Origin of the sequence: Burkholderia sp. BCC0397, assembly GCF_902832865.1 — a bacterium.
In the GTDB taxonomy this organism is placed as follows: domain Bacteria; phylum Pseudomonadota; class Gammaproteobacteria; order Burkholderiales; family Burkholderiaceae; genus Burkholderia.
Window position 1 is genome coordinate 241,471 of the sequence record NZ_CADFDL010000008.1, and the last position, 13,324, is coordinate 254,794.

Annotated in this window: 7 protein-coding genes; all 7 read right to left on the reverse strand. The window is 72.7% G+C overall.

Features of this window, described 5'->3' with window-relative positions; translation table 11 throughout:
- Positions 1–2 precede the first annotated feature (2 nt).
- The 7 genes from bcsA to bcsB are packed head-to-tail and all read right to left on the reverse strand — an operon-like array spanning position 3 to position 12,999.
- Entirely contained in the window at positions 3–2,540 is a 2,538-nt protein-coding gene (gene bcsA / locus HWX03_RS24220; RefSeq protein ID WP_175872929.1) for a UDP-forming cellulose synthase catalytic subunit, read from the reverse strand.
- Complete coding sequence (bcsQ, locus tag HWX03_RS24225; protein WP_175872930.1) at positions 2,537–3,316, reverse strand: cellulose biosynthesis protein BcsQ; 780 nt, start codon at positions 3,314–3,316, stop codon at positions 2,537–2,539. Before bcsQ ends, bcsA begins: the two co-directional genes overlap by 4 nt.
- The gene (locus HWX03_RS37010) at positions 3,313–3,594 is read right to left on the reverse strand and encodes a hypothetical protein (RefSeq protein ID WP_244132753.1); all 282 of its coding nucleotides are present in this window, start codon (positions 3,592–3,594) and stop codon (positions 3,313–3,315) included. The genes bcsQ and HWX03_RS37010 overlap by 4 nt, the downstream gene beginning before the upstream one ends.
- Entirely contained in the window at positions 3,591–5,555 is a 1,965-nt protein-coding gene (bcsE, locus tag HWX03_RS24235; protein WP_175872931.1) for a cellulose biosynthesis protein BcsE, read from the reverse strand. Before bcsE ends, HWX03_RS37010 begins: the two co-directional genes overlap by 4 nt.
- An 8-nt stretch (positions 5,556–5,563) precedes the next feature.
- On the reverse strand, positions 5,564–9,448 hold the full coding sequence (locus tag HWX03_RS24240; RefSeq protein WP_175872932.1) for a cellulose synthase subunit BcsC-related outer membrane protein: 3,885 nt from the start codon (positions 9,446–9,448) through the stop codon (positions 5,564–5,566).
- Positions 9,433–10,662 carry a cellulose synthase complex periplasmic endoglucanase BcsZ gene (bcsZ, locus tag HWX03_RS24245; protein WP_175872933.1) on the reverse strand — a complete coding sequence of 410 codons (1,230 nt, stop codon included), beginning with the start codon at positions 10,660–10,662 and terminating at the stop codon, positions 9,433–9,435. Before bcsZ ends, HWX03_RS24240 begins: the two co-directional genes overlap by 16 nt.
- Positions 10,663–10,665: 3 nt before the next feature.
- The gene (gene bcsB / locus HWX03_RS24250) at positions 10,666–12,999 is read right to left on the reverse strand and encodes a cellulose biosynthesis cyclic di-GMP-binding regulatory protein BcsB (RefSeq protein ID WP_175872934.1); all 2,334 of its coding nucleotides are present in this window, start codon (positions 12,997–12,999) and stop codon (positions 10,666–10,668) included.
- Positions 13,000–13,324 lie beyond the last annotated feature (325 nt).

Below are 13,324 nucleotides of genomic sequence, written 5' to 3' on the forward strand. Positions count from 1 at the left end.
CGTCAGTCGCGCGCGCGATCGAGTTTCGGCGCGAGCATCGTCTGCACGCCGCGCGCCGCACCCTTCCACATTCGTACATAACCGTCCAGCCCGATCCGCAGCACTTCCTTGAGCCCGCCGAGCGGCGTGTCGGGCCGCGCGCCTTCGTGCCAGTCGAGCCACGCATCCGCGCGGCCGAACGTGCATTGCACGAGCTGGCGCTCCTGCTCGAGCGTCAGTTCCTCGAAGCTCACGCCGACATGGGTCGGCGTCGCCCGGGTCACGCGCACCGGGAACGGGAACGCACGGTCGCCGCGCGTTACGCACACCGTCAGCGTGTCGCCGACCGCGAGCGGCAGCCCCGGCACCGCTTCGAGCCCGAGGCCGCCGGTCGAGTAGTCGCTCGTGAAGCACGCGGCGGTCGAGCCGTCGGCGAGCAGCAGCATCGCCGGCACGCGCATCGCGATCCGGTGCGTGACGCGCACCTGCTTCGTCTCGCGCGCGACGGCCAGCGCCGCGCCGAGCATCGCGAGGTTGTACACGGTCCAGCCGAGCGTGATCAGGATCGTCGACGCCTCGTCGCCCTGCTCGGCCACGAGCCGCCACAGGCCGGCGACGATCGCGAGCACGTTCAGCGCGAACAGCACGAGATACGGCTTCGACGTCGACCAGTCGACGTAGCCTTCGTCGATCTTGCCGCCCTTGTCGGTCACGTTGAACTTGCCGTGCTTCGGGCTGAAGAACGCGACGGTGGTCGGCAGCGCGATGTACCACGCGAGCACCGATTCGTAGACCTCGGCCCAGAACGAATGCCGGTAGCGCCCCTGCATCCGCGAATTCGCGATGTTCGCGAGCACGAGATACGGGATCACGTAGCTCGCGAGCGCGAGCGACGATGCGTTGATGAAGTACAGGTGGAAGAACAGGTACGCGAGCGGGATCGTCAGGAACACCAGCCGCGGAATCCCGTAGAAGAAATGCAGCATCGCGTTGCCGTAGCAGATCCGCTGGATGAAACCGAGCCCGCGCCCGAGGAACGGGTTGTCGATGCGGAAGATCTGCGCCATCCCGCGCGCCCAGCGCGTGCGCTGCTTCACGTGACCGGCAAGGCTTTCGGTCGCGAGGCCGGCCGCCTGCACGGTCGGCAGGTACGCCGACGTATAGCCGCGCCGATGCAGCTTGAGCGCCGTATGCGCATCCTCGGTCACGGTCTCGACCGCGACGCCGCCCACCTCCTCCAGCGCGCTGCGCTTGAGCACCGCGCACGAGCCGCAGAAGAACGTCGCGTTCCACAGGTCGTTGCCCGACTGCACGAGGCCGTAGAACAGGTTGCCCTCGTTCGGGATCTCGCGGAACGTGCCGAGGTTGCGCTCGAACGGATCGGGCGAGAAGAAATGGTGCGGCGTCTGCACGAGCGCGCACTTCGGGTCGCGCAGGAACACACCCATCGTCGTCTGCAGGAACGAGCGCGTCGGCACGTGATCGCAGTCGAAGATCGCGATGTACTCGCCGTGCGTCTTCGGCAATGCACGGTTGATGTTGCCGGCTTTCGCGTGGCGGTTGTCGTCGCGCGTCAGGTAGTCGATGCCGGCCTCGGCCGCGAATGCCGCGAACTCGGGGCGCCGGCCGTCGTCGAGCAGATACACGCGCAGCTTCGCGCTCGGCCAGTCGATGCTCTGCGCGGCGAATACGGTCGGCTTCACGACTGACAGCGGCTCGTTGTAGGTCGGGATATAGACGTCGACGGTCGGCCAGGTGTCCGGATCGTCGGGCAGCGGCACGATCGGCCGGTCGAGCGGCCATGCGGTCTGCACGAAACCGAGCAGCAGGATCATCCACGTATAGGCTTCGGCGCCGTACAGCAGGTAGCCGGCGACGGCTTCGACCGGGCTGCGGAAGTCGAGCGTCTGGGTCGTGCGCCACCACACGTAGCGGACGGTGGCGAGCAGCGCGAGCGATGCGAGCGCGAGCGTCGGCAGATGGCCCGGCAGGCGGCGCAGCGCGAGCGCCAGCACCGCGACGATCGCGAAGAACGCGAACTGCGCGCCGGGCATCAGCGGCGACATCCCGGCCGCGGCCCACAGCACCGCGCCGGCCACGAGCAGCAGCGGCGCGAGCCAGCGGCGCCGGCCGACGCCGTTCGCGCGCGCATCGAGCCAGCCGCCCCAGCGCGCCCACGGCAGACGCTCGAGCATCGCGTTGATGCGCCGGCCGACCGCACGCCCGGCCACGTAGACGGGCACCACGAACGTGTCGAACCACGCGAGCGGATCGCGCGCGGGCCGGCCGTCGGCCGCGCGCGGTGCGCGCACGATCGCGCGCCACAGCCATTCGCGCACGCTGAGCGGCTGCAGCACGCCCCAGTCGTGCGCGAGCCGCAGGAACGCGACGCGCACCCAGCGGCGCACATGATCGGGCCGGCCGGGTGGCGGTACGTGGAAGAACAGCCGCACGAGCCAGTCCACCCGCGTGCGTTCCGCCGGCAGCCCGATGCCGCGCGCGCACCAGTCGGCCGCGCGACGGCCGAATGCGCGCAGTCGCGACGCGAGTGCGGCCTTCATCGCGCGGCTCCGGCGCGGCCGGCGACGGCCGCCGTCAGCCACGCATCGACCCAGTTCGCGACGCCGTTCAGGTCGTGCGACGCCTGCGAATACGGCGCGTCGTCGAAGATCCAGCTGCCGCGCGCAAGCGCTTCGGGCACCGCCGCGTCGACATGGATGCGCTGCTCGAGCATCGACGCCGGCCCCGCGACCGCGCGCAGCATCGCCAGCGCGTCGCGCTGCATGTCGCGCGCCGGGTTCAGCCGGTTCACGACGATCTGCAGTTCGCCGCCGCCGGCCCGCAGCGCGCCGAGCCGCGCGGCCGTCGTCGCGCAAGCGACCGGCTCCGGCGGCACGACGACGAGCGTCAGGTCCGCGCAACCGGTCGCCTGCCCGGCCTGCGGCGACGGATAGCGGGCAGTGTCGACCAGCACGACGCCGTCGGCCGGCAGCGCGATCTCGTCGAGCGCGCGCGACAGCCAGGCCGGATCGGCCACGAGCCGCGCATCGCACGCGGCGGCGCCGGCCGCATCGACCTGCCCGTACGGCACGAACAGCACGCCGTCGGCGTTGCGCCACGTGTGCGCGTGCCACGGTTCGGCGCCGCCCAGCAGGCCGTGCGCGAGACCGTGTTCGGCCAGCGTATCGAGGCCGAGCGTCGCGCCCATCAGGTTCTGTGCATCGAATTCGACGGCGACGACCGGCCGGCCGCGGCGCGCGAGCAGCACCGCGAGCGCGGCGGCGAGCGTCGTGCGACCCGCGCCGCCCGTCGTCGACGTGAGGGCGATCGTCTTCATCGTGCCGCCTCGTTGTCGCGCTTGCCGCGCTTGTCGGCTTCGTCGGCTTCGTCGGCTTCGTCGGCTTCGTCGGCTTCGTCGGCTTCGTCGTCGCCGACGCCCGGCAGCAGGCGGCCGCGCAGCGCGACCGGCACGAGTTCGCACGGCACCGCGTCGCGCCGGTCGATGCCGCGCGGCGCGTGGAAGCCGCGGCCGATGCCGAGGTGCTGCGCGACGATCCACACCGGCACCGCAATCGCGATACCGACGATGAAGCCGATGACGAGTTCGGCGATCATGCGTCCTCCTGCTTGCGCAGCGGCATCGCGCTGCGGACGGCGCCGCGCGCACGCGCGGCGGGAATGACGGGGTCCGCCGACGAGGCGTCGTCGTCGGCGGCGGGCGCGGACGCCTGCGGCACGCCGATCGCGTCGAGCGCGACGACGGTATCGATCGCATCGATCGCGTCGCTCACCTCGCCCGCATCGGGCAACACCTCGCCGGGAGCGGCCGCTGTGCGCGCGGCGCCCGGCGGCTGCGTCGCCGCGAACAGGTCGCTGTAGTCGGCGATCGGCGCGCGCCGGTTCTCGGCCTTCAGCACATCGAGCTCGGTGTCGATGCTGCCCTGCCCGAGGCACACGACGCGATCGGACAGCGTATCGACCGGCACGTCGAAGATCCGCGCGAGCGCGTCGTCGGCGTCGATCGGCTCGCAGGCGAACAGGAACACGAACAGGTGCCCCGCATCGGCCGTCACGATGTCGCCCGTGCGGCGCGGCCGGCAATGCCGCAGCGCGTCGACGTGCGACACGCCCGGCAGCAGCGTGAGCTTCGCGAGCGTATGCGGCAGCGCGAGCACCGCGCCGCGGTCGAGCACCGCGCGAATCCGCTGGCAGAACGCGCCGACCGGCAGATAGCCGAGCACCGAATCGCCGAGCGCGGCCGCGAGCGCCGCGCGATAGTCGGCCGCGACGGGCCGCGCGTAGAGCTGGCCGTGCAGCGCGTGCACGGCGGCCTGCATCCGCGAGACGGGCAGGTCGCGCGCGACGACCCGGTTCGCGCCGACGCTCAGTACGAGCACTTCGAACTGTTGGCGCAGCACCTCGCCGCGTTCGACGACCGCGATCTTCAGCGCGCCGCCGCACTGCCGGCGCAGCGCGTGCACGTCCGCGCACAGCGCTTCGAGCTGCGCATGCGAGCGGAACACGAGCACCGCGGTCGCGGCCTGCGCGTGCGCGCACGCGGCGACCACGGCCGCGTTGTCGTCGACGATCTCCCAGGCGTCCGGCACGCGGCTCGCGCCGTCGAGCACCGCGCGGCTGACCACCACGCGATCCTCGTCGCTCGCGAGCTTCATCCGGTGCGCCGGTTCGGTCGCGCCGCCATCCACGCTCGCCGACAGCCGGCCGTCCGGCGCGAAGCGCAGCGGCCGCACCTCGCCGGCCGCGAGCGTGTCGCCCGCGCGCCAGAAATCGACGACCCACAGCAGCTCGCCGTGCGTGCGCTGCAACTGCGCGACGCCCGAGCAGATCCCGTGGAAACCGCTGCGCGGCGCACGGTCCGCCTCGCGCACGAGCGGCGCATCGTCGGCGCGTGCGTCGCCGCCCGCGCGGGTTGCTTCGGGGTCGAGCAGCAGCACGAGCGCGATCCGGCGCGTGCGACACCAATCGGCCAGTGCGTACGCTTCCTCCGCGAGTGCGACCGGATCGTCCCAGCTGAACCAGCGCTGGGCGCCTTCGACGAAATACAGCGAACGGGCATGCAGCCCGTAGCGCTTCATCGCGCGCAAGCCGCCGGTCAGCCGCGCGAACGGGCCCGGCGCCGCGTGGCGCGGCGCGTTGCCGGCCACGCCGGCGTCGGCGCCGTCATCGGCCGGCGTGGCCGCCGGCGGCATCGCCAGCACGTTCAGGTTGCGTGGCCAGCCGGCCGGCTGCGCGCCGCCCGCGAAGCCGAGCGATTCCATGTGCGCGGCGACGCGCGCCGGATCGCGTGCCAGCACGATCGTGACGTCGCGCGTGCGCGCCTGGCGCGCGCTTTCCCACACGAGCGCATCGCAGGCCGGCGTGCCGCCGGCCGCGTAGATCGCGTAAAGGCCGCCGGCTTCCAGTTGCGTCCAGGTATCGGGCAGGCCGTCGATCGCGAGCCGGCTCAATGCGCCGGCGCGGCCGCCCGCCGGCGCCACGCGCAGCAGCGCGCGCAGGCGGTCGGCCAGGCCGGTGGCGCCGGGCGCGGAGCGGGTGGCATCGAATTCCGTATTCACGCGTTCCCCTAGTAATCCGAATAAAGCCGCACCGGCGTCGGCGTGACGAGCCAGCTGCGCGGCGCGCGCGCGTCGAACGCATAGCGCAGGTAGACGAGCGCCGAACTCGGCGCATAGTCGTGCGACCGGTCGATGTGCAACTGCGCGCCGACGCTCAGGTGCGGGTTCACGCGATACTCGACGATGCCGTTCACGCCGTACGAGAACGACACGCCGTGCGTCGAGCTGCCCGCGTACACGAACCCGGCCGCCACCTGCGCGGCCCGCTGGGCCGAGAACGTCGGGTAATACAGCGAATCCTTCTCGTAGCTGTTCGAGATCCCGCCGGTAACGGTCAGGTCCCACGACAGCCCATCGTGTCGCCCCGCCCATTCGATCGGCACGCCGAGCGACAGATAGCGCTGCGGGCTGTAGTAACCGCCCTGCCCGTACGTGTAGTAGCGCAGGTTCTGCGCGTAGTGCCACGCATTGCCGACGAGCCCCGTGCTGACCTTCATCGTCGCGCGCTCGTACACGGGCACCGTGAAACCGGTGCGCAGCGTGACTTCCGCATTGCGTTCGACGTTGCGGCCGGACAGCACGCCCGCGCCGAGTTCCGCGAACAGGTTCGTGCGGCCGACGTCGACCGACGCGCGCAGGTTCACGCCGTCGCGGCGCACGCCGCCCCACACCGCGCCGGTCCACGGGTCGCGCATCCCCGCGTACGACAGCACGCTGCTCGTTTCCGGCCGCCGCGACGCATTCACGGAGAAACTCGCAGGGCCCGCGTCGAAGCGATAGCGCACGCCGCCGACGAGATAGTGCACGGGGAAGCCGAGCGGCGACGTGCCGAGATCGACGCGCCACGCATCCGACAGATAGCCGGCGCCGAGCGCGACGCCCGTCGCCGACTGGTGCAGCGAGCCCGGCGGATTCGCGATCAGTGCGGCGGCCTGCGGGTTCGTCTGTGCCTTGAGCGCCGCGTAGGTGCCGAACGTCGTCAGTGAATAGGCGTCCGGATTACTCGTATCGAGCGTGCCCGGGTCGAGATGCACGGTGTCGATCTGCGCGAACACGTGCCCGTCGTAGCGGACCGGCATCTGCATGTAGATCGGCACCTGCTGCGCGCGATACGACGAGATGCCTTCGTCGCCCGATTTGTACGCGGGTATCCAGCCGGTCTCGATCTCGGGATTGCGCCGCTGCTCCAGCTCCCCGAATGCGGCCTGCGCGGGCGTGAGCCCATCGCGGCCCGGGCTCACGCCCGTCGCGCGTTCCTGCGACCGCGACAGCCGGTACAGCGACGCCGCATCGTCATAGCGGCCCTGCGCCTCGGCCACGCGCCCGGCGGCGACCGTCACGTCGGCGCGTGCCGGATACGCGGCCTGCAGCCGGTCGGTCACCTGCGCGGCTTCGTCCGGGCGGCGCAGCGCGTTCAGGCGGCGCACGGCGGACAGTTGCGTGTCGACGTCGTCGTCCGGCGTGCGCGCCAGCACGGCCTGCACGCGCTCGCGTGCGGCGGCGCGGTTGCCGCTGTCCTCGTCGATCCGCGCGAGCGCGAGCTGCGTATCGGCATCGTCCGGCGTGCGCGCCACGACCGGCGCGAGCGCATCGCGTGCTGCACCGTAATGGCCCTGCGCGCGTTCGAGATCGGCGAGTTCGAGCGCATAGCGCTTGTCCGCGCGGCCGGCCGGGCTCGCGCGATCGAGCAGCATGCGCGCCTGTGCATAGTCCTGTCGCGCGATCGCGTCGTCGGTCTGCCGCAGCACGAGCCGCAGCGACTGGTCCTCCAGTCGCGCCGTCTGCGCGGGCGTCAGCGCCGGGTCACGGCGCAGCGTGTCGAGCCACACGGCGAGCGCATCGTCGCGCCCCGCACGGCCGAGCAAATCGCCGTAGCGCAGCCGCACGTCCGCGTCGGCTTCGCGCGGATGCGCGGTGATCCAGTCGCGCAGCGGCGCGAGGCCGCGCTCGGCTTCGCCCGCGTCGATCCACTGCGCGCCGATCGCGGCGAGCATGTCGGGATCGTCCGGCGCGCTCGCCTGCGCGTGCGCGAGCGTGGCGGCGAAGGCCGCGCGGTCGCCGCGTGCATGCGCGCCGCGCGCGTCGGCCAGCGCGCTTTCGGCATCGAGCTTGCGCGCGAGCGCCCGCATCCCGTCCGAACGGTGCGCATCGTCGACCGGCGCCAGCGCGGCCTGCGCGCCCGCGACATCGTCGAGCGAGTTGCGGTACAGCGCGCTCGCGTAGCGCATCTCGGGCGTGTCGCTCCGCGCGAGCCCGTCGTCCATCACGGTGCGGCCGAGCTGCGGCAGCCCCATGTCGCGATAGAGGCGCGCGAGCGCGAAGCGCGTCCACGGCGCGTCGGGCGCCGCGCGCACGGCCGCCTCGTAGCGTTGCGCGGCCGGCCCGCGTGCGCCCTTGTCGGCCAGCGCGCGCGCCTCGTTCGCGAGCACATCGCTCCGCAGGCCGTCGAGCGCGCGCCGATCGTCGGAACCCGTCACGCGCCCTTGCAGCGCATCGAGCAGCGGGCCGATCCGGTCCGCGCGGCCGGTGTTTTCATACAGCGTGGCCGTGTCGCGCACGGCCGACAGGCTCGGCGAACGCGCGGCCAGCAAGCCGCGCAGCAACGGCTCCGCCTGCGCCCAGTCGCGCTGCGCGAGCAGCGCATCGGCGAGCTGCAGCTTCGCGTCCGGGTTGTCCGGCTGCATCGCGAGCGCCGCCCGCGCGGCGCGCTCGGCATCGCGCGGGCGCCCGGCGCTGGCCGCTTCGCGGCCTTGGGCGAGCAGCCCCCAGAACTGCGCGGTACGCGCGAGGCCCTGCCATTTGCCGCGCTGGTCGGTCGCCTGCGTCGCGGCCCGCGCGAACAGCGCGCGCGCTTCGTCGTGCCGCCCTTCGCGCAAGCGCAGCAGGCCGAGCCCGCCCAGCGCATCGGCGTCGTCCGCCCGCGCCCGCGCGGCGCGCGCGAGCAGCGGATCGGCGGCGGCCAGGTCGCCGCGCGCGAGCGCCTGCAACCCGCGCTGCTGCGCGATGTAGTCGGGATCGCGTTCGAGCCGGCGCTGCGCGTCGCGCTGCTGGTCGAGGGCGGCCGCGCGATCGCGGAATTCGGTGTCGTCCGGCGCGAGCGCGAGATACGCGTGCAGCGCATCGAGATACGCGGGGTCGCTGCCGGCCGACTGCAGCACGCGCCGCCACAGCGCCATCGCTTCCGTATGGTCCGCGTCGGCGCGCTGCGCGAGCGACGAGGCGATCCGGTCCGCTTCCGCGCGCGTGTCGTCGCGCTGATTCAACAGCCGCGCGAGCGCGACCGATGCGCTCGTGTCGCGCGGATCGGCGGCGACCGCACGACGCAGCGCGGCGATCGCCGGCTCGCGCCCGCCCGGCGCATTCGACACGATCTGGTAATACTCGGCGCCGAGCGCGCCCGACGGCGCGCCGTTCGGAAACAGCGCGACGATCCGCCGGGCCGCCTCGTCGGCGCGGCCGCTGCGCGCGAGCAGCCGGATCTGCGCCATCTCGCCGCGCCCGCTCGTCGCGACGCGGTATTCGTCGGCCACCCGCCGCGTGGCCGGCGCATTCGGCGACTGCGCCTGCAGCCGCGCCAGCGACGCCTGCGCGCCTTTCGCGTCGCCGAGCCGCAGCAGCACGCGCACTTGTTCGGCCAGCAGCTCGGGATCGCCCGGCGCGATCAGCAGGCCCTTGCGCAACGCATCGCGGGCGAGATCGTCGCGATGCTTGATGCCCCACATCCGCGCGGTGTCGAGCTCGCGCCGCGCATCGGCGGCAACCGAGGTCGCCGGTGTCGCGGGGGTCGCCACCGTCGCGCCCGAGACAGCGCCCGGCGCCGCCGCGCACACCGACGACGCGAGCCACGCGAATCCCGCGACGTGCGGCACGGCGCACTTCAGCGGGCGGCGCACGAACGGCCTCCCCAGCGGGTGTCGAGCGTGCCGTCCGCACCGAACCGGTAGCGGCCGTCGCGCCAGCCGAGGCCGAACAGCGTCAGCACGCTCGTGTAATAGCCAGGCGCCGACTGGCGCGCGAGCGTATCGACGCGGGCCGCCTGTGCATCCGCGAGCGCGTGCTGGCCGCGCGCGTCGAGGAACGGCACGGCCGCCGCGGAGAAGCCGCCGTTGCCGTCGTTCGGCCCCGCGACGCCCGTCGTCGTATCGACCCGCTCCGGCGGCGCGCCATGCGCGGCGATATGGTCGGCAAACGGCGCGAACTTCGCGAGCAGCGGCGCGGCGAGCGGATCGGCGCGATCGAGCATGCCGGCCCACAGGTACACGCGGATCGCGTTGTACGCGCTCTCCGCATGCGTCTGCGGATCGGGCCCGAAACCGTTGCCCGCGCGATACAGCGCCCAGTCGGGCGAGAAGCCCTTCGGCGCGGTGTCGAGCAGCACGCGCCCGGTGCTCGATGCCAGCGCGGCCCAGCGACGGTCGTCGGGCAGCCGCGCGCCGAGCGCGCGAATCACCTGCGGCGGCGAATAGCTCGGATTGACGCGCCATTGGCCGTTGGCCAGCTTGAACCCGGTCGCCCCCGGCAGCAGCGTGAGCCCGAGGCCCGGCACGGTCGCCGTCTCGGCGTCGAGCACGCGCTTCGCGAGCAGCGCGCCGCGCGCCGTATAGCTGCGCTCGTGCCACAGCCGCCCGGCTTCGACGAGCGCATACGCGATCCACAGGTCGGCGTCCGACGCCGGGTTCGCGTCGAGCACGCGCCACGCGCCGTCGGGTGCGCGGCCCCACAGCCACGCCGGCAGGTGCGCGCTCAGGTCGCCCTGCGCGAGGTTGTTCTCGGTCCATGCGAGGATCGTGTCGAACATGCGCCGGTCGTTCGCGACCAGCGCGAAGAAAAGTCCATACGCCTGCCCCTCCGATACCGTGCGCGAATCGGCCGAGCCGACGTCGATCACGCGGCCGTCGGCCGAGATGAAATCGCGCTTGAACGTATCCCAGCGCGGCCACGCCGCGCTGCATCCTGCACCGGCCGCATCGGCTGCGCTGGCCCCCGCGGCGTGCGCGCGCGTGGCCATGCCGGCCGCCGCGCACGTCACCGCAACCGCCAGCGCGAGCGTCGCGCCGACACGCCGCGCCGGCTGCGTTGCCCGTCGCTTCGTCATTGCCCGCGCCATCCGTTACATCCCCCGTCGACGCGCGGCGATTCGCTGCAGCACGCTGAACACGCCGAGCGCGAGCAGCAGCCCCGCGACGACGCCGACCGCGCCGAGCACGACCGGATGCCGCGCCGCCTGCGTCCACACGCGCGCATACCACGGCACGAAGCCGACCACGTAAGGCTCGCCGACCCGCAGGCTGTCGACCTGCCCCGGCCGCACCAGCGCGAGGTCGCCCTGCAATTGCGACACGAGCCCGCCGTTCTCGAACACGTCGAGCAGATCGCCGAGGCGCGGCTGGTCGGTCGCCGTCAGCGCGACGACGCTGCGGCCGCGGCTGCCCGGCAGCTCGAAACCGGCGAGCGCCGCGAGCGGGCCCGTCTGTTCGATGTGCGCGCCGCCGTCGGCGACGCCCACGCCGTTGCGCCAGCGCTCCTTCACCGTGAACGCGACGCGCGTCGCGCCACCGCCCGCGCCGCCCTGCTCGCCGATCGCGAGCGGCAGCGCCGTGCGCCACTGCGCGAGCAGCGGCGACGCCGGCGAGCCGTCGATCACGAGCAGATCCTTGTGCCCCGACAGCGCGGCGACGTCGCCGGGCCGCGCGACCTGCACGCGCAGCGCCGGGTAGCCGGTCCATTCGCCCATGTGGCCGAGCATCGTCAGGTAGGCCTCGAGCTCCTGCGGCGACGGCCGGTCGGGCATCACGACGGCCGTCTGCGACAGGTCCGCGAAGCGCGTGAACGGGAAGCCGCTGTTCGCGAAGAACGCGAGGTTCGGCAATTGCGCGTAATGCACGAAGTGCGAGAAGTCGATCGTCGAATCGGGATCGATCGCCGCGCGCTGCGGCTCGGTGGCCGCGCTCGAGCACAGGCCCGTCTTCTGCGAATCGAGCGTGAAGCGGAACTGCAGCTGGTTGCCGCTGCCGACGCGGAACGCGGGAATGTCGACGTCGCTCGTCACGCGCCCTTCCGGCACCGCCAGCAGCGGCAGCTGCATGCGGCCGTGCGCGTCCTCCGCGTGGGCCGGCCCGAGCCGGTACGACTTCACGAGCTGATCGTTGATCTCGACCGCGAGCGTCGAATTGTCCTGCACGGTCGGCGCCGTGTAGCGGTAGCGCAGCGTGATCGGCACGCCCGCGCCGTTCCACGAATGCAGATCGGCCGGCACGCGCAGGTTCAGCCGGATCGCATCGGGCGTCGTGCCGCGCACTTCGAGCTGGCGCGGGTCGTTCACGAGCTCGCGGAACGCGATCGGCCGATTCACCGGCAGCCAGCGCGGCGCGTCGTACGGCTTGCGCGGCGCGCCCAGATCGACGTGCGCGACCGTCGCCGCCGGCCCCGACAGCGCCGCGCGGCCGAGCACGAGCGTCGCGACCGCGTCGTCGACCTCGGCCGCCGTACGGCCCGTGACGACCAGCAGCTTGCGGCCCGGCGCGGCCGGGTTGTCGGCGACCGCGAGCAGCGGGCCGCCCACCGGCGGCAGCGCGAGACCGGCCGGCAGCATCGCGGCCGTGCCGACCACGACGGCCTGGTCGTCGGCCGGCAGCGCGGTCGACACCGGGAAGCGCGCATGCCGGTAGTCGGCCAGCGCACCGAACCACGACGCGAGCACGCCCGCGCTGCGCAGCGTCGCCGAATCGGGCGTGGCCGGCAGCACGAACGGCAGCCGCACGCGGCCGTTGTCGCGCCGGTCGAAGAACGGCGCGGGCAGCAGCGCGAGATCGTTCGGCAGGCGCACCGGCGATTCGTCGAGGATCAGCTCGCTCGTCGGGCTCACGTCGGCCCACAGCGCCGAGTTCGTCGGATCCTCGCAATGGTCGAGCGTGTAATGCGCGATCAGGCGCAGGCCGATCTGGTTGAAATCGGAAAAGTAGCGCGGATCGATCGGGATCTCCTGCGTCACCGTGCGGCCCGCGCGCGCGGCGTCGAACGGGACGGTCGCGATCACCTCGCCGTTGACCGACACCTTCAGGTGCGACAGCGGAAAGACCAGCGACGGCGAATACGCGTAGGTCAGGCGCAACCGCGCGCCCGTGATCACGCGATCGAGCCGCACGCCGGCGTTGATCGTGCGTGCGTCGTCGGCGCCGCGCAGGCGCAGCGGATCGAACGCGCCGAGCGACGCGAACGGCACATGGACGGTCGTCGCCGGCAGGCCGGCGGCCGGCGCGCTGGCCGCCGTCGGCGCGGCCGCGGGCACTGCGGCCGGTGCCACATCGGGCGCCGCCGCGTGACCGGCAGCGGCCGTCGAAGCGGCGGCCGGCACCGCCGGCATCGGCGCGGCCGACAGCGCGGCCGTGTGGAAAGCGCCGGTCATCGCGGCCGCCAGGACGAACAGCGACACGGCCGGCTTCATGCGCCGCCCCGCGTCGTCACGATCGTCCGGTGATCCTGCGCGTCGCAACCGACGCGCGCAAAGCAGCTATGCCCGTAAGTGCACATCCCCTCTGCTTCCCCTCATATCTATGACTTGATTGCATTTATCGGTACGACGCGGCGGATGCTTGAATGACCGGTTCGTCGCGCTGGGGGGCGCCTGGCACAGGCGTCCGCCCATTCGTCACACTATCTCAAAAATAGAACAAAACTTACCGTGATTCGCGACTGAGAGGCGAAAAGAACCCGAATTCGGTCGAAAATGCTGCGCAGGAAGAACGAACAGCAAGAATTGCGCCGTTGCC

What these genes read in the sequence shown, in the direction of transcription:
- bcsA (WP_175872929.1), bottom strand. Translation starts at nt 2,540, where the DNA reads ATGAAGGCCGCACTCGCGTCGCGACTGCGCGCATTCGGCCGTCGCGCG.
- bcsQ (WP_175872930.1), bottom strand. Translation starts at nt 3,316, where the DNA reads ATGAAGACGATCGCCCTCACGTCGACGACGGGCGGCGCGGGTCGCACG.
- HWX03_RS37010 (WP_244132753.1), bottom strand. Translation starts at nt 3,594, where the DNA reads ATGATCGCCGAACTCGTCATCGGCTTCATCGTCGGTATCGCGATTGCG.
- bcsZ (WP_175872933.1), bottom strand. Translation starts at nt 10,662, where the DNA reads ATGGCGCGGGCAATGACGAAGCGACGGGCAACGCAGCCGGCGCGGCGT.
- bcsB (WP_175872934.1), bottom strand. Translation starts at nt 12,999, where the DNA reads ATGAAGCCGGCCGTGTCGCTGTTCGTCCTGGCGGCCGCGATGACCGGC.